General features: G+C 34.8%; 15 protein-coding genes. 8 read left to right on the forward strand and 7 right to left on the reverse strand.

Annotated features, from left to right (window positions below; genetic code table 11):
- Positions 1 to 11: 11 nt before the first annotated feature.
- Positions 12 to 494, reverse strand: a complete 483-nt coding sequence (locus Q0845_RS18975) for a hypothetical protein (RefSeq protein ID WP_298516587.1) — start codon at positions 492 to 494, stop codon at positions 12 to 14.
- A 90-nt stretch (positions 495 to 584) separates the two neighbouring features.
- On the opposite strand from Q0845_RS18975, the gene Q0845_RS18980 reads away from it, so the two are divergent.
- Positions 585 to 1,109, forward strand: coding sequence for a hypothetical protein (locus Q0845_RS18980; RefSeq protein ID WP_298516589.1), 525 nt, complete (start codon positions 585 to 587; stop codon positions 1,107 to 1,109).
- Between the two features lie 20 nt (positions 1,110 to 1,129).
- Here Q0845_RS18980 and Q0845_RS18985 read toward each other — a convergent pair whose 3' ends face one another.
- The 5 genes from Q0845_RS18985 to Q0845_RS19010 all read right to left on the reverse strand — a co-directional run bounded on the left by Q0845_RS18985 (position 1,130) and on the right by Q0845_RS19010 (position 10,401).
- Positions 1,130 to 2,035: a T9SS type A sorting domain-containing protein gene (locus Q0845_RS18985; protein ID WP_298516591.1), complete on the reverse strand. Its 906-nt coding sequence runs from the start codon at positions 2,033 to 2,035 to the stop codon at positions 1,130 to 1,132.
- 103 nt (positions 2,036 to 2,138) lie between these two features.
- Positions 2,139 to 4,313: a M1 family metallopeptidase gene (locus Q0845_RS18990; RefSeq protein ID WP_298516593.1), complete on the reverse strand. Its 2,175-nt coding sequence runs from the start codon at positions 4,311 to 4,313 to the stop codon at positions 2,139 to 2,141.
- A 286-nt stretch (positions 4,314 to 4,599) separates the two neighbouring features.
- Positions 4,600 to 6,315, reverse strand: coding sequence for a peptide-N-glycosidase F-related protein (locus tag Q0845_RS18995; RefSeq protein ID WP_298516595.1), 1,716 nt, complete (start codon positions 6,313 to 6,315; stop codon positions 4,600 to 4,602).
- 141 nt (positions 6,316 to 6,456) lie between these two features.
- Complete coding sequence (locus tag Q0845_RS19005; protein ID WP_367180684.1) at positions 6,457 to 8,079, reverse strand: PQQ-dependent sugar dehydrogenase; 1,623 nt, start codon at positions 8,077 to 8,079, stop codon at positions 6,457 to 6,459.
- A gap of 21 nt (positions 8,080 to 8,100) precedes the next feature.
- Positions 8,101 to 10,401, reverse strand: coding sequence for a TonB-dependent receptor (locus Q0845_RS19010; RefSeq protein WP_298516597.1), 2,301 nt, complete (start codon positions 10,399 to 10,401; stop codon positions 8,101 to 8,103).
- 205 nt (positions 10,402 to 10,606) lie between these two features.
- Between Q0845_RS19010 and Q0845_RS19015 the strand changes: the two genes are divergently transcribed.
- Positions 10,607 to 11,110, forward strand: a complete 504-nt coding sequence (locus tag Q0845_RS19015) for an SMI1/KNR4 family protein (RefSeq protein ID WP_298516599.1) — start codon at positions 10,607 to 10,609, stop codon at positions 11,108 to 11,110.
- 55 nt (positions 11,111 to 11,165) lie between these two features.
- Here the strand turns inward: Q0845_RS19015 and Q0845_RS19020 are convergent, their stop codons facing one another.
- Entirely contained in the window at positions 11,166 to 11,468 is a 303-nt protein-coding gene (locus tag Q0845_RS19020) for a hypothetical protein (RefSeq protein ID WP_298516601.1), read from the reverse strand.
- 97 nt (positions 11,469 to 11,565) lie between these two features.
- Here Q0845_RS19020 and Q0845_RS19025 point away from each other — a divergent pair, with 97 nt between their 5' ends.
- The 6 genes from Q0845_RS19025 (at position 11,566) to Q0845_RS19050 (ending at position 16,567) form a co-directional block, all read left to right on the forward strand.
- Complete coding sequence (locus tag Q0845_RS19025; protein ID WP_298516603.1) at positions 11,566 to 12,186, forward strand: GldM family protein; 621 nt, start codon at positions 11,566 to 11,568, stop codon at positions 12,184 to 12,186.
- 53 nt (positions 12,187 to 12,239) lie between these two features.
- Entirely contained in the window at positions 12,240 to 13,019 is a 780-nt protein-coding gene (locus tag Q0845_RS19030; RefSeq protein WP_298516605.1) for a HipA family kinase, read from the forward strand.
- On the forward strand, positions 13,009 to 13,392 hold the full coding sequence (locus tag Q0845_RS19035; protein WP_298516607.1) for a DUF3037 domain-containing protein: 384 nt from the start codon (positions 13,009 to 13,011) through the stop codon (positions 13,390 to 13,392). Before Q0845_RS19030 ends, Q0845_RS19035 begins: the two co-directional genes overlap by 11 nt.
- A gap of 184 nt (positions 13,393 to 13,576) precedes the next feature.
- Entirely contained in the window at positions 13,577 to 14,251 is a 675-nt protein-coding gene (locus Q0845_RS19040) for a hypothetical protein (protein WP_298516609.1), read from the forward strand.
- A gap of 52 nt (positions 14,252 to 14,303) precedes the next feature.
- Complete coding sequence (locus Q0845_RS19045) at positions 14,304 to 15,020, forward strand: hypothetical protein (RefSeq protein ID WP_298516611.1); 717 nt, start codon at positions 14,304 to 14,306, stop codon at positions 15,018 to 15,020.
- A gap of 32 nt (positions 15,021 to 15,052) precedes the next feature.
- Positions 15,053 to 16,567 (forward strand): M20/M25/M40 family metallo-hydrolase, encoded by a 1,515-nt coding sequence (locus Q0845_RS19050; RefSeq protein WP_298516613.1) that lies wholly within the window; start codon positions 15,053 to 15,055, stop codon positions 16,565 to 16,567.
- The last annotated feature ends 15 nt before the right edge of the window (positions 16,568 to 16,582 follow it).

Below are 16,582 nucleotides of genomic sequence, written 5' to 3' on the forward strand. Positions count from 1 at the left end.
GTTTTTATATGCTATAACTCTTCGCCCAATTCTTCCAAATCAAGTGTAAAATCATATTGTAAATCTTCATGCAGGGTTTTAATTGCTTTTTTTGCCATAGCTAATTGCCGTTCGTATATATTCATCATTTGAATGCTTTTTTGATGTCGCGGCTTTAATTCTTTCAACTTTGCACAAAAATGTAGTAAAATGGCAGCTTCGGTTTCTTTCTTTTTAGAATATCTGATATATTTTTTGAGCGTTCGCAGAATTTTTCGCGTACTCTTTTTGACATAATATAAACTGTCGTGATTTAGTTTTGAAAAAGCTTCATCCGTTTCCTCTTGCACAGATTGAATATACGCATCTTCATCATGAGAATCGAAAAGTAAGTACGTAAGCAGTTCTTTATTTTCTTTTTTAAACTTTGCTAATTTCAAGCAGATTTCCATCAATTCTTGATGTGAATGATCTTTCAATTCTTTTTTTAGTACGGAAACTGTGACTGCTTTCATGTCTGTGAATGATTTTGCCGTAATTTAAACAATAAATCTTTATTTGTCTAGTTAGTTAAAACGTATTATGTTTGCTAAAAATGCTATTTTATGGAAGACAAAATTTTTGACTTGTTAATGTATTCAATTCCTGCCATTATTACGGGCGGACTCGCTTATTTTTTCTTTAGAGATCACATGTCAAATGAAGACAAAAGAAGACGTTATTTATTGCATAAAGATGCTCAGAAAGAAGCATTGCCAATACGTTTTCAAGCGTACGAACGTCTTTCATTATTTTTAGAACGCATCGCTCCAGCTAAATTATTGATTCGTGTTTCACCAAATTCTACCAATAAAGAAGATTACGAACGCTTGTTGATTATGAGCATCGAACAAGAGTTTGATCACAATTTGTCGCAACAAATATATATGAGCGATCAATGTTGGAATATTATCATTGCAGCAAAAAATACCACCATACAACTGATTCGTAAAGCAGGATTGTCTGACAAAGTAACTTCTGCCGATAAATTACGAGAAGTGATTCTCACAGAAATGATGGAGCAAGAATCACCAAGTAGCACAGCTTTATCTTTTATTAAAAAAGAAGTTGGCGATATTTTAAATCCTTAAAATTATTTAAGTTTAGAATCTTAGTTTTTGGCAATCTTAAAGGTTTTGCTCCTGTTTTGAGTATCCTTAAGTGTAACAAAATACAATCCGCTTTGAAGTTGTGACATGTCAACAGTTTCAAATTGACTTTTCTGTTGTAGCATAAGCTGTCCTTGTACAGAATAGATTTCAAGCGATTTTATAGCAGATGTATTGTTTATGTTTAAAGTATTGCTAGTAGGATTTGGATATAATTGTACATCGCTAAAAGCAAACTCCGTTGTACTCAATAATGTTTGCGATTCTATATAAAGAGGTTCTGCTACTTCAATCACAGCAGTATACACATCCAAATCAGCTTTCAAGAGTGTTGCATCACATTCACAAGCAATTCCATAAGATCTTAGCAGTGAATTAGTCATAGATGACGGAAACAGTTGTCGGTAAAAGTATACATTATGTGTTACAAATATTGCGTTCAATCCAGTATCATTTGTGGTAATAACGCCATTACTAGTTCCCGTTGGTATTCCTATGGATACATCGTTAATTTTTATATATAATTCATTATAGGAATAGCGATCATCCAAAGGATATGCATTTTTGATGACAGAAGAATATGCTAATAATTCTGTTGCTAATTGATTATTATCGCAATTGTTACACACAACCAACGTCCTATTTCCTAACAAATTAGGATCCATAAACGTACTTTCTATATCATCATACGCAGTAACATTATTGCCCATTAATATGGCATTCAGTCCCGCATCATTGGAATAATCTGTGGCACCAGCAGGCATATTGTAATAATAGGTTGGTGCGCCAATATAAGCGCCTATAGTTGGACTTTCATCCATCAATTCTATTTGAACGTACTTATATTGACCAAATGAAAGTTGAAAAATGCAAAATAATAACGTGGTAAGTGTAATTTTTTGGTTCATAGCTGGTAATTTTTATTTTAAAAATACTAAAATTTCCGATTCAACAAACGAAATGATCAATTGTATTGTTAGAAATTAAGCAAAATGCCGTACTACTACGTATTTAGTTTTTCATTCGCTTTTCTAAAAATGCCAATTCTTTCTCTGTTAGAAGCTTTTTTGTTCGCGTAATATTTTCTGTATAATCAGGATTTTTGATGATACTGTCTAATAAATCTCTACAAAACTTTGCAAATCGCCAATTTGGATGCATGGCTCCGTTGACTAAATCTACTAAGTTTTGATCGGTGAATGAACGCAATTCATTCATAAAAATAAATGCATTCTTTCGCACTTCAAAATGGTTGTACGCACGTGTATAGTTTGATAATTCTTGATAATATACTGGTGTATTGCGTCCACTATAATTTTTAGTTACAATTGCCAAGGTTAGCCAAAGTATTCGGAAACTTTTATCGTTAAATCCGATGATATCTTTTGTTTGATCTAAATATTTCTTTTGATCTGCTGGAAAGTTTACCCATAAATTGTAGAAAGCGGCTTCTTTGGTTTCGTATGAAGCATCATTTAATAAGGTTTCGTAATCCGATTTTAATTCAATAGGAATTTTGGTCAGTGTCAATGCAATTGCTTGACGAATTTTTAAATTGTTGGTTTGAAACGCAGCTTTATAGGCGCTTATTCTTTCTGTAGAACTTTCTTGTGGAATATTTTTGACAAGATTTACGAGTAATTCATCTGAAATTGGATCTTCCGTTAGTACTACTTCCGTTTGAGATATACTAATTGCACTTTTAATAGCATTGCTAATTTTTACACTGGTTCCATTTTTATTGGCTAATCTAAACAAAGCCACTTGTGTTGGTGTGCCTTGCATTCCTCCTAAATACGCATACATGCTGTTCTCCATGCCTGAATTACTTGTGAGCAATCGTTCAAAATCATAAAAATCATCAGGCAATTGCGGATTTACCAACCACATTTTCACAAACTCATCTAAATTTTGACCACTTTCTTCTGCTACAATTTTGATAAAGTCTTCAGTCTCTGCACTGCTGAATTTGTAAGTATTCAAATATCGTTTTACAGCATTTTTAAACGGCTTGTCTCCTACTTTGGTTCGCAATACATGCAAAGCCCAAGCTCCTTTTTGATAAAACGTTAAACTGCTTGCTTTCGGATTTAAAACGGCTTCACCTTTTCCATCATTTAAAGCTCTTAAGTCCATTGCTGACTTGAATAGTTGCCAATAAAAATAATCGTCACCAAAAATTTCTTTTTCCGCTAATAACGCATAGTAGGTTGCAAAACCTTCTTGTAACCAATGGTGTTTTCCGCTTTTGGCTGTCACCAAATCACCAAACCATTGATGCGCTAGTTCATGTGCGTTGACATTTACATAGTTTTTATCTACAAAACCAATACTATCTATCACAAAAGCATCGGAGAAAATGGTGGTACTTGTGTTTTCCATTCCTGCATATAAAAAGTCTTTTACAGGAACTTGCTTATAATTTTGCCAAGGATACGGAACGCCAATTTCTGCTTCTAAGAAGTCAAAAATACGTTTGGTATGACGATAAGTAGGTTCAAACTTGGCTTCGTCTTCTGGATAATAATACAATTCTATTGGTACGCCACTTTTAGAAGTGATGACTTTCTTTTGATACTTTCCAATCGCAATCGCAGCCAAATAACTACTCATTGGTTGTTTCATATCATAATACCATTTTGTCAGCGAATCATTGGGCGATTCTTTCTTAATCAATTTTCCATTAGCAATGACTTCATAACGCTTGTCGAACGTAATACTAAAATCAAATTCCACTTTTTCGTTGACATCGTCAAAACTCGGTAGCCAACTGCTTGTATATTTTCCTTGTCCTTGTGTCCAGACTTGTTTTCTGCCTTTTTTCTCATCCCAATCAATAAAATACATGGCTTTTTTAGGATGTGTAAATGCTGCTAAACCTACCGTATGCTTCTCTCCTTTTTTAAATTTACTTTTCAGTACAATCTTTCTATCCTTCGTATAAGTATCTGTTCCCTGAAATGTTTTTTGATAGACTTTATAAGTATCTATTGATCTCATATCAAAATAAATAGAATCTGTATCTTTCAAAATTTCAAATTCGTAGTGTACATCAATCCCAATTTCTTTTAATGCGGGACGAATGACAAGATCAACGGTTGCTTTTTTAAAATCAACAACCTCAGTTTGTTGCGCAAAAGCAAGACCGCTAAAACAACATAGGAAAAAGGAAAAAATATACTTCATGATACGCTATAAACAAATAATACACCAAAATAGTATATTTCAGTGTATTATTTAATTTGAGTTTCAGATAACTTTTCAATTAAAGTTACATTTTCATCAAGGAAAAAGTTGTTCCCAACTGAATTACATTTTTTTATTTTCGTTTTCTTTGTTCTCCCAAAGAAAAGAAACAAAAGAAACACCTCTGGAAAAGATAAAGCATACTCTAGACTATCATATAAAACTGATGTTAAATAAAAAGCCTTAGCATTTTCATACTAAGGCTTTTGTTATATATATATTTAAATTAATCCGTTACTGTAGGTTTTGCAATTGGTGTGCTACTTTTTACAACTACAAAGGTTGATGTTGCATAAAACGCACCACCTTGTCCAGAGGTTGTTCCGCCATCACTTGTCCAATCTTGATAGTCATATTCAAAAGCAAACATACTTCCATTCATTGGCGTACTAAATTGATCTACACGAACTGGAACTGCCATTCCTGGACACCAACCTGCTCTATCTGGCGTCCAATTTCCTGCTTGTGGTTGCACAGGATTAGATGCGCAGCCCATTGGTTCCATATTGTGTTGGAAGGTTGTTGCTCCGTTTATTTTTACATCATGCGTTCTAAAACACCATTCCGCGCACGGTCTGTTATCAGAATCTACTGGAGTTGCATGTCCCCAACCTGAAATAATGGTACGTAAATGTGTGGATTCTGCATTTGAAGGAATCATTACATTTTTAGTCAAATCCCAAGTCATTGGATCAATTGCGACTCCGTACGGAACTCCAGAAGTAGACCAATCATCATAGGTAATTACATCTGCAATTGCATAATATTCATAATCTGGTGTGCCTTCTACATAGTCGAATTCAACAGATAATTCCCATCCGTCTGCTCCCCAAGTTTCAATACGCGCATATAGTTCTGTATTTCCTTGTAATAAGGATTTAAAGTCGGTTACATCGATTTCAAAACCTCTTGACAATTGTGAATTATCTACTCCATACGGCGTGATATAACGTCCAATTTCATAGAATTCTCCAGAAGCATCGTCTTTTACTTTGATGTTTGCATATACATCCCAAGCATTACATCCGCCTGTTGGACAGCGCAATTCTACATACATCATAATTTGTTCGATGTTGGACATGTTCGTATGCAAATTGTATGTATTCGTCACTGTTTGATTAAATCCGCCACCAAAAGCAATTCGCTGACTGTCAAATGTTTGATAATTATGACGTACCGCAGTTCCAACTCCTGATAAGTTGATCGTTTGATCTGTAACTCCCGTTGCTGCCAATGTAATTGTTGCTGTTTGCGTTCCTAAATCGGTTGCAGTTGGACTGAAACGTACATATAAATCTTCTGGTGTTGTATTGATTGCTGTATGATCGTAGGTAACTGAATTTCCAAAAGTGATATTGTCTTTCGAAATTTCAAATGAACCTGAAACTGTTGCTGTGACATCATTCTCTAAGTTCATTCCACGTACTTGTACCGTTTGTGCTGTAGACATTGTTCCTGCCGTGACATCACCAAAAGGATTTACCGTTCCTAGTACTTGAATTTCGCGCACAATTTCTAAGGCAGTTCCTGTAAGTGCTACTTGTTTGGTGTCAAAATCATTTGAAGTGACTGTGATTGTTCCTGTCAAATCTCCAAGATCAGTTTCTGAAGGAGAAAATCGTATGGAAATTGTATTATTTTGATTCGCTTGATCTGCGGTTAAACTGATGTTTGAACTATAATTTGTGTTGTCTCTTGAAATTTCAAAAGCACCTGAAACACTAATAGAAACACTACTTGTCAATCGTGCTCCGGTCATAGAAACAGACTTCGGAGAAGACGTTGTTCCTGCTTGAATTGCGCTAAAACTAACGCTTGAATTGTTGATACTAATCGTAGGAGCAGCTGTACCTGATCCTTCATCAGAGCTACACGCGTAAAATATAAAGGTAAACGCCAAAAGCGTATACAAAATGGTGTGAATGGTTGGTTTTCTTTTCATCTGTAATTTGTTTTCAGGCTAAATGTAAGTAAAAAAGCTGAAATGTGCTCACAACAAAAAACCTCAAAATTGTTATTTTGAGGTTTTTACTCGATAATCGAGATGTAAATATCTTAAAGCTTGTATTTATAATAAATTACTTTATTCTTTTTTCACTTTCGCAACTTCTTCAGCAGTATAAAAGTTCTCTGTTTCATTGCCCCAAGCTGTGGATGTATAATTCATAACATCGGCAACTTGTTTGTCATTGAGTCCTAGTGGCGACATGATGCCTCTGTATTTTACTCCATTTACGGTAATTTCACCTTTCAATCCGTATTTTACCGATCGAATACTTTCTACAACTTTATCTGTCAACCAATCCGATCCTGCTAAGGGCGGAAATGCTTTTGGAACTCCTTCTCCATTGGCTAAGTGACATTGTACACATACATTCGTATACAAAGCTTTTCCTCTTTTGAGACTTTCCTCCACATCTTTTTTCGATGCATCTGCAAGTTTTGCAAAAGTTGGTGCTACCACTTCTATTTCTTCTGCTTTTGTTTCCGTTTTTGCGGTATTGGTAGCTTTTTCAGTCGTTTTCTTTGTAGAAGAATTTGAAATCATTTTAAAGACACCTTCTCCATCAATTCCCACATAAATAAATCCGTCAGGACCTTGACGTACCGAACGTACACGACCAATACCATCTAATAATTTTTCACGCTTGGCAACTTTTTCGTCTTTTGTAAGTGTTAAGAATTCTAAGTATTGAAATTTTAATGAACCTACTAATAAATGTCCTTTTAATTCTGGATAAACATCACTAGTCACAAATGCCATTCCGCTTGGCGCAATCGATGGAACCCAATAGTATAATGGTTGTTGCATGCCATCACGAGCAGTTTCATCTGTGATTGTAGTTCCGCTGTAGTTAATTCCATAGGTAATGACTGGCCAACCATAATTTACGGCTTTGGTCACAGGATTGATTTCATCTCCACCACGTGGTCCGTGTTCGTGTACCCAAACTTGTCCTGTTTCTGGATGCACTGCCATTCCTTGCGGATTGCGATGTCCATAGGAATAAATAGCTTCTTTGGCATCTTTCTGACCGACAAATGGATTGTCTGCTGGAATACGTCCATCATCATGCAAACGATATACTTTTCCACCATCTTTCGTTATATCTTGCGGATTTACATCGCGTTTTCCACGATCTCCAATGGTAAAATACACATATCCATCACTATCAAAAGCAATGCGAGAGCCAAAGTGATGTGCCGTTTTTACATTTGGACTTCCTTGGTATAGTTTTTCAATTGAAGTCAGTGCATTGTCCACTAATTTTGCTCTGATTAATGCTGTATGACTTCCTTTTTCTTTTTTGTCTACGATGGAATATGTAATATAAATCCAGCCATTATCAGCATAATTTGGATGAATCATCACATCTAGTAATCCGCCTTGATTGCGCGCAAATACTTCTGGTACATTTTTTATAGATGTTTTTTGTCCATCTTTCACATGATATAATTCCCCAGAACGATCTGTCACCAACATACTTCCATCTGGCAACCAAGTCATTCCCCACGGAATATCAATCCCATCAACAACCAATTCGGCTTTGTAGCTTTCTTGATCTTTTGTGATTTCTTCTGTGGTTTTAATGGCGGCTAATGGCTTTTCTGCTGGAATTTTCACCTTTGCTACTTCTTTTTGTTTCTGTCCACAAGAACTCAAAAGAAAGCTTAGTACAATTAGGAAACTGATAGAATGTTTCATGGTATGGATTGGTTTGTGTTTTTAGAGTTTATAGTTTAATTGAACTCCGCCGTACATATTAAACGGAAGTCCAGGATAAAAATAACGCGCATTGGTATCGTTTCCAAACGCATTGACTTGTAATTGTGACGTATATGCTGTGTCAAATATATTGTTTGCTCCTATGGAGATATCATAACTAAATCGGCTTCCAATGGTATTATAATAGCCAATTTTTCCATTCAAAAGCTCAAAAGCATCGCTGTACACAGTGTTTTCATCATTCGCAGGCATTTCTCCAACCGCTTGAAAATCGAGTCGTCCATAGAATCCTGTGTTGCTTGCTGCTTCAATTCCTAAATTTACAACAGATTTTGGAACTCCCGTGAGGTCATTCCCAGAAAAGTTTGCATTGGTTTCCGTAAATTCTTTAAAACTAAAATCATTGATGCTGGCATTTGCATACGAATTGATTGAAAATGTATTGTTTTTATATACCTCGTAACGCAATGCCGCTTCTATTCCGTTATGCGTTGTTTTTCCTGCGTTTAGTGTGATATTCTGATCTGTTTCTGTTCTTCTATTGACCAACAAATCACTCACAGCCATCGTATAGATTGAAACAGAACCTGATAATTTTCTATTTGTTGTGTGGAATCGGGAACCAATTTCAAAATTCCAGCCACGTTCTGCTTTTATCGCTGGATTAAATACACCATCTGGCAATAAAGTTTCTTCGGTTGTTGGTGTCGAAAAACCATGCGCAGCGCTTCCAAATAGATTGAAATTATTTGAAACTTCATAGTTGATTCCAAATTTTGGAGATACAATAGCATCAAAGGTAAAGTCTTCTTCATTACTGGAAACATTCAACTGATCTTGCACTGTATATTTTGTTTGATTGAGGTGCAATCCAGCACTTAGTGTAAGCTTTTTCCATTGATAGATCGCTTCTGCAAATACATTGAAGTAATTTCTGTTTTCATCAATGTTTGATAAAATATCACCTGCAACACTTCCTGTTCCATCAGGAAAATCTTGATACAGATTGTCAAATTGTTTTGCATTGTAATTATTAAAGAACAATTCGCCTCCAACAGACCATTTTAAAGAACTGTTTTCAAAGTTTTTGGTTGCCAACAAACGTGTGCGAACACCAAAAGTAGTGGCTTCTTCTTCTAATATATTGAAAGGTCGTGGTTCGTAATTGTTATTGAAACTGGTAAATACACTTGTTTTTTGTGTGTAAGTTTCATTAAAGTTGTGACTCCAATTTACGCCCAATAATGTTTTCTTAAAATCTTCAAATCCGCGTGCATTTTTCCAGAAAGTCGCAGCGTTTCTTGGCGAATTTTCATAATCTTCTCTATTCAATGAACTTGGAATAAACGCTTTGAGACTTGTATAATTTCCAATAAATGTCAATTCGTTCTTATCATCTACCAACCAATTGGAAGTAATTGTCGCCGTTGCTTTGTCTAAGGAATTGTTGTCGCGATAGCCATCAGAATGTGTATTGCTATAAATCACGTTGACATTGGCTTTTTTTCCTCCGTGCGATACTTTGGCAACTGTTCTGAACAATCCATAACTTCCTACAGTTGTAAACAAATTGGCATTGGTTTCATTAAACTTCGCATATTCAGGATATAGTAAAATCGTTCCGCCTAAACCAACACCGTAACTACTCGATGAAGGTCCTTTGTGGATTTCCATTCTTGAAATCGCAGCTAATTCCAAATCTTCAATGGCAGATTCTCCATTTCCATCGGTTAGTGGAATATCAGCATAATACGCTCTAATATTTGCGGTAGAAAACGGACTTCGCGCGCCAATTCCTCTAATGGTGATTCTGTTCGTATTCAACGATCCACTTTGCATAAATACACCTGGAACTCTGTTTAAAATAGGCGCTAATTGTACTGTATTTTCGCTGTTGATTTCGCTTTGTGGAACAATTGTGATTGCTTCTGTAGTTTGCTGTAGTTTTTGTTGAATCGTAATTCCATTCACAACAACTTCATCTAAAGCATTTGTGGTAGGAAATAAAGCAATGGTTGTATTGTTTCCTGAAGCTGTTTTAACAGTTTGAGTCTCGTAACCTTCCAAAGAAATCACTAAAGTTACATCTAAGGCTGACTTTATTTCAAGTGAAAATTTACCTTTCGCAGTTGTTTTAACTTCCGTTTTGGTTTCAAAATCTACCACAGTAACATTTGACAATGGAATATTAGTCGATGCATCAATCACAGTTCCTTCTACAAGGTATTGCGCCGATACAGTCGCGGTAAAACAAAAAAAGAAAAGGAAAAGAATATGGCTTGGTGAGTAATTTCTTGGCACGAATATGATTTTAGGCTATAAAAATAAACAGATTATTTATTTTTTGTCGTAGCTTTTCTTAAAGTTAACATTTCTTAAGTAGATTGTTAGACTTGTTAGACTTGTTAGACTTGTTAGATTGTTAGAAATATCAAATTTATTTAGACTTGTGATACTTGTTAGATTTATTTTTTAGTTTAGTATCTTGAAAATTATAACCAACTACATGAAATCAATTTTAGAAGCTATTTCTTTAGAAATGATCCGATTGGATGAATTTCACTATCCTAAAGAACAGTTACAATCCAAATGGTTTGGAAATCCTCCTGCTGATTCCAATAGTATTGAACAAGCAGAAGCACGATTACAAGTTACATTTCCTGACGATTATAAAGAGTTTTTATCTATTGCCAATGGTTTTCATGCCTTTAGCGATATTGAACCTACTTTTTATACTGTAGAATCTATTGATTATTTAAAAAACATGGATGCTGAACTTATAAAAATTTGGAGAGAAACTGGAAACGAAGATTTAGCAGATGTATTAGCACAAAGCATCTTAATTGCTGGTTTTGAGGAAGAACAACAGTTTTTACTGATTCCTCCAAGTGAAGCGTCTAAGAATTGGCGTTATTGGAAATTTTCTTCATGGTATCCTGGAGAAGAACCATTTGACAGTTTGAAAGATTATTTTACAAATGCTTTGGAATTCTTAAAAGAAGAATCGTAAAAGTCTAAAAGAGAATCGTATTTGAAAGCTTTTTAAAATATGCTTTTGGTGAAACTTATGAGTCTTTCTCAGACGAATTAATCATTTGTTTCGCTGCTGCTGCTTTTGCTGCTTTTTCAATAGCGGCTTTCTGTTTGACTCTTTTCAACATTTGAAATCCAAAATAAAGTGCTGCCATTGCAATAATTAAAAGTAATACGCCTGCAATAATAACACCTATAATATAACTATTAGGATCTTCAGCTTCTATCTTAGAAGTGTCTTTTAATTTTTCAATGGTTGACGGTATTTTTGAAAATAGTGCAATGGTTATAAACCCGCCAATTATCAATAATAAAAAACCAAGAATTTTCTTCATAATGGTCAAAGATAAATAATTACAATAAGTTGAAAACAATATTCTAGTCCCAAAATGGTTATACTTTTTATTGCTAACAACTAAACTTCCTTTTCAAATGAAATTTTTCTCTCCAGTATTTGTGCTTTTCATGATCGTAAATTCTTTGAATGCGCAGCAGATAACTGGAACTACAAATATGCATAATTTGTTATATCATGATGTTCCCAATACGATTTACTTTAAAGATATTGATTTAGAGAAATACCAAGTATCTATTTCTAATGGCGAAATTCTGGAGATAAAAAAATCTGTTCTTACCGTATTGATCGATTCCGAATATAAAACAACTGTTAAGCTTGAAAGAAAAAATGTGGTAAAAGAACTTAATTTTAGAGTAATTCCATTTCCAAGTCCTAAAATTACTGTACTAACTAATGGCGATGGAGATCTAAACAATATGACGTTGGAAGAATTCTCCTCCATGCGAACAGCATATCCAATTCTAGAAAATTTCTCCGTAGACTGTGCATTAACTGTTGAAAGTTGTGATGTGCTAAAAATTTCATCTGATGGAAAGAGACGCGACATAAAACTTCGCGGTTCTTCTTTTGACTCATTACTATTAAAAAAAGGGGCAAAAAAAGGAGATGTATATATTTTTACTAATATTAGAGTTAGAATTCTACAAACCGATAGAATTGTAAATGCAGCTGAATTTACAATATACCTACGATAAAACTGTTGCTATGTATTTGTTATGAATGCAGAACTTTCTATATCTTCGCTGCAATGAATACACTTGATATTAGAACCGTAAATGTGGTTCAGTACATTAAACCTTTACGCGAAGGCGGATCGCTTCCAGCAATTGTAAAAGCTGACGATGATTTTTTGTATGTGCTAAAGTTTAGAGGCGCCGGACAAGGAAAGAAAGCACTGATTTCCGAATTGATTGGTGGCGAATTGGCACGCGCTATCGGATTAAAGATTCCTGAATTGGTCTTTATGAATTTGGACGATTCGTTTAGTAAAACAGAACCCGATGAAGAAATTCAGGATTTGCTCAAATTTAGTGTCGGACTCAACTTAGGACTTCACTTTTTATCAAGTGCTATTACCTTTGATCCTTTGGTTACTACGGTAGATGCTATTACGGCGTCAAAAGTGGTATTGTTAGATAGTATCATTAGTAATATTGACAGAACCGTAAAAAACACCAATTTACTCCATTGGAATAATGAACTTTGGGTTATTGATAATGGTGCGAGTTTCTATTTTCATCACAATTGGGCAACTTGGGAAAATCATTTGACACGTACGTTTCCATTGATAAAAGATCATGTATTATTGCCACAAGCTACCAAATTGAAGGAAGTTGCTGAATTATTTCAATCTTCCCTTACGGATGAAAAAATTGCTAAAATCGTTCATACTATTCCAGAAGATTGGCTGCAACATGAATCGGATGATTTATCAGCTGACGAAATGCGACAAGCCTACACAAGGTATTTAAAAGCTAAATTAGCCATGATTGATTCACTCATAAAAGAAGCGGAAGATGCAAGATAAAGTGACCTTCGAATATGCTATCATACGATTCATGCCCAAAGTGGAGCGTGAAGAATTCTTCAATATTGGTGTTATTGTTTTTTCGAAACGAAAGAAGTTTCTAGCCTTAAAATATCATGTCGATGCTAAAAAACTAGCTGCATTTTCATGTGAAATCACGCGTGATGAATTAAATACATATCTCCATGCATGGGAAAATATCTGTAAAGGTGCGCCACACGGTGGAAAAATTGGAATGTTTGAACGTTCTGATCGCTTTAGATGGTTAGCCGCTTCCAAAAGTACCATGATTTTATGCTCGCCTACACATGCTGGTTTGTGTGATGATCCGCAACAGGAATTGGACGATATTTTTGAGAAGTATGTGTTGTAGGTTTTGGGTTTTGGGTCTTGGGTTTTGGGTCTTTGGTGTTGGGTTGATGTGCTTTTAGTGTGAGAATTTACAAATACTAAAGCATAAACGACAGTTACTTCTATAAACTACACGAATACTATTTTACTGGATTTTTAGAGTTGTAAACCGATTACTTTTAGTTTTTATTACTAAAACACGAATCATGAAAAAACAACTACACATCTTACTATTAGTATGCTTTACAACCTATAGTTATTCTCAAAATGAACCGATTCACTATCCTAATTTTGTTGGAAAAGACTTTGCTGCTATTCAAAAAAATAAAGATTGGAGTATCTTAGATCAAGTTCCGGGTTATCTCAATGATGATGCAAGAAAAGACATCGCAATCGTTCTAGAATCTAAAGATATTGTCAATGAAAAAAGATGTGATGATTGCGAAATCAGTAAAAGCAGAGCAAGAATTGTGTTGGTTTTTTTATATAAAAATGGAAAACAAATTGTACATGCTCAAAATAATGAATTTATGCCTAGAGCAGATGAAGGCAGCAAAGAATTAGATATAGCTCCAATCCTTGTGATTGAAAATAATGAATTCATCATCTGTCAACAATATTCTCATGCTTTTTATTCATACAAATTCAAACTCCAAAACAATAAACTGAATATTGTTCGCGCCTTAGTCATACAGTCTTCTAATGACATAGTAGCATCTGACAAATACGATTTTACAAAAGGTATTGTGACCAGAAAAACAAGTCCAGTTTCTTCTAATGAGGAAAAAATAAAGGTTGTTAAATTTAAAGTGAAACCTAAATCGCTCTCTGAATTTAAGCAAATGCACGATTGGAAAATTGCGAAGGATTTTTATTTATAATTAGTATCTTGGTGGAGAAAGTAGCACATACTAAAAACTACTTTACTTTATCATGAAAAAATACATCCTTTTATTCGCCGTATTCTTCCATACATTGATGATTTTTGCACAAGAGGAGAAACCTACAGAATATCCTGATTTTACAGGAAAAACACTCGCTATCATTGAAAAAAATGAAAACTGGCATGTACTAGAAAAAGCGACTGGCGATCTAAATAAAGATGGCAAAGATGATGTTGCCATTGTCATAGAATCCAAAGAAGACTTTATAGAAATTCGATGTGCTGATTGTCCAACTTCAGTCAGTAAAGCACGCATTTTATTGGTGTTTTTATCTGAAAATGACACTTTCAAAGTACATACGCAAAATAATGTATTTATTCCAAGATCAGATGAAGGTGGAATGTCTGCGATGATTGAACCTGATCTCTCCATTGCTGCCAATCAATTGACTATTTCACAACAATATACGCGTTCTGACATTTCTTATGTTTTTGAACTTCAGAAAGGTCTATTTATGATCATATTGTCGCAAAGCAACAGTGTTCATGCTGCTTCAGGAGATACTGAAAGTTGTGCATTTGACTTTACTAAAAATGAAATCATCATTACCAAAGGAAACATTTCGAATGAAGAAGAAGCCTATGAAAATGGGAAAGAAGGCACAAAAGAGAAAACAACCGTTATTAAGTTTGATAAAAAAGCAAAATCACTTTCTGAGTTCGGAATCATGTACGAATGGGAAATTGTAAAATACCGATATTTATAAACATATATTTATACCCAAAAAAGCGTTGTATAATGAAGAAACAACACCAAATTTTACACAGTCTCCTACTCTGCTTATTTGCAAACATTCTCGTTGCACAAACTAATTGGGATGCTAAAATTCAGCAAGAATTACCAAAAATTCTTAAAAAACACCGCGAATTGGTCAGCATTCCCAATGTAGCTTCCGATGAACCGAATATGATGAAAAATGTGGATTGGGTTACAAACGCATTTGAGAAGTTGGACTTTACTGTTTCTATCTTGGAAACCTCAACATTGCCTGTCTTTTTTGCTGAAAGACAAGTGAATCCAACAGCAAAAACGATTTTATTCTATTTGCATTTAGATGGTCAGGCAGTGAATCCCGAGAAATGGCAACAAAAAGATCCGTTTCAACCTGTGTTAAAAACACAAAATGCTGATGGCGATTGGGAAATTATAGATTGGTCACATATTGATGGAAAAATTGATCCTGATTGGCGTGTTTTTGGCCGTGCTGCGGCAGATGATAAAGCTCCAATTATTATGATGTTGTCTGCATTGGATTTTTTAAAAAAGCAACAACAAGCATTGCAATACAATGTAAAAATCATTCTCGATTTACAAGAAGAAACGCGTTCTAGAGGTTTTCTTAGCACACTAAAAAAATATAAAAATAAATACGCGGCCGATTATATGATTATTATGGATGGTCCTGCACATCCTACAAATAAACCAACACTTACTTTTGGTTGCCGTGGTATTGCAACCTGCAACATTAGTATTTACGGCGCAAAATTACCGCAACATAGTGGACATTTTGGAAACTATGCTCCAAATCCAGTATTTCACATGTCACACTTGTTGGCAAGTATGAAAGATGATACTGGAAAAGTTATTATTGATGGCTTTTATGACGGAATTAACTTAGATGCTGAAACACAGAAACTATTAGCACAAGTTCCCGATGACAATCGTACAATTCAAGCAAACTTAGGAATTCATCAAGCAGATAATGTTGGAAAAACGTATCAAGAAGCCTTGCAATATCCCTCGTTAAATGTGCGTCATATAGAAACTTCTTGGAAAGGTCCAGGGTTAAAAACCATCATTCCAGAAATTGTAACGGCATATTTAGACGTGCGTTTGGTGAAGGAAACTGATGGAAAAGTGCAATTGGCTAAAGTCAAAAAACACATTGCAGCGCAAGGATATTTGGTGTTAGATCGCGAACCTACAGATGCCGAACGTTTGAAATATGCTAAAATCGCAACAGTAACCACAAATGCTGGTGTTAATGCATTTAGAACGGATATCAATTCGTTTATTGGCACAAAATTACGTACCACGATTTCAAATCAATTTGGAAACGATCCTATCATGATTCGTACTATGGGCGGAACTGTTCCTATTACACCTGCGATACAAGTATTAGACATTCCGGCAATTATTGTTCCGATGGTGAATATGGATAACAATCAGCACAATCCGAACGAGAACATTCGCATAGGAAACATTACACAAGGAATTAAAATATGTTTGGCGATTTTATCTATGAAATTATAGGTAGCATTTCGACCT

Source organism: uncultured Kordia sp. (assembly GCF_947489565.1).
Lineage (GTDB): Bacteria > Bacteroidota > Bacteroidia > Flavobacteriales > Flavobacteriaceae > Kordia.

What these genes read in the sequence shown, in the direction of transcription:
- Q0845_RS18975 (WP_298516587.1), bottom strand. Translation starts at nt 494, where the DNA reads ATGAAAGCAGTCACAGTTTCCGTACTAAAAAAAGAATTGAAAGATCAT.
- Q0845_RS18980 (WP_298516589.1), top strand. Translation starts at nt 585, where the DNA reads ATGGAAGACAAAATTTTTGACTTGTTAATGTATTCAATTCCTGCCATT.
- Q0845_RS18985 (WP_298516591.1), bottom strand. Translation starts at nt 2,035, where the DNA reads ATGAACCAAAAAATTACACTTACCACGTTATTATTTTGCATTTTTCAA.
- Q0845_RS18990 (WP_298516593.1), bottom strand. Translation starts at nt 4,313, where the DNA reads ATGAAGTATATTTTTTCCTTTTTCCTATGTTGTTTTAGCGGTCTTGCT.
- Q0845_RS18995 (WP_298516595.1), bottom strand. Translation starts at nt 6,315, where the DNA reads ATGAAAAGAAAACCAACCATTCACACCATTTTGTATACGCTTTTGGCG.
- Q0845_RS19005 (WP_367180684.1), bottom strand. Translation starts at nt 8,079, where the DNA reads ATGAAACATTCTATCAGTTTCCTAATTGTACTAAGCTTTCTTTTGAGT.
- Q0845_RS19015 (WP_298516599.1), top strand. Translation starts at nt 10,607, where the DNA reads ATGAAATCAATTTTAGAAGCTATTTCTTTAGAAATGATCCGATTGGAT.
- Q0845_RS19020 (WP_298516601.1), bottom strand. Translation starts at nt 11,468, where the DNA reads ATGAAGAAAATTCTTGGTTTTTTATTATTGATAATTGGCGGGTTTATA.
- Q0845_RS19025 (WP_298516603.1), top strand. Translation starts at nt 11,566, where the DNA reads ATGAAATTTTTCTCTCCAGTATTTGTGCTTTTCATGATCGTAAATTCT.
- Q0845_RS19030 (WP_298516605.1), top strand. Translation starts at nt 12,240, where the DNA reads ATGAATACACTTGATATTAGAACCGTAAATGTGGTTCAGTACATTAAA.
- Q0845_RS19035 (WP_298516607.1), top strand. Translation starts at nt 13,009, where the DNA reads ATGCAAGATAAAGTGACCTTCGAATATGCTATCATACGATTCATGCCC.
- Q0845_RS19040 (WP_298516609.1), top strand. Translation starts at nt 13,577, where the DNA reads ATGAAAAAACAACTACACATCTTACTATTAGTATGCTTTACAACCTAT.
- Q0845_RS19045 (WP_298516611.1), top strand. Translation starts at nt 14,304, where the DNA reads ATGAAAAAATACATCCTTTTATTCGCCGTATTCTTCCATACATTGATG.
- Q0845_RS19050 (WP_298516613.1), top strand. Translation starts at nt 15,053, where the DNA reads ATGAAGAAACAACACCAAATTTTACACAGTCTCCTACTCTGCTTATTT.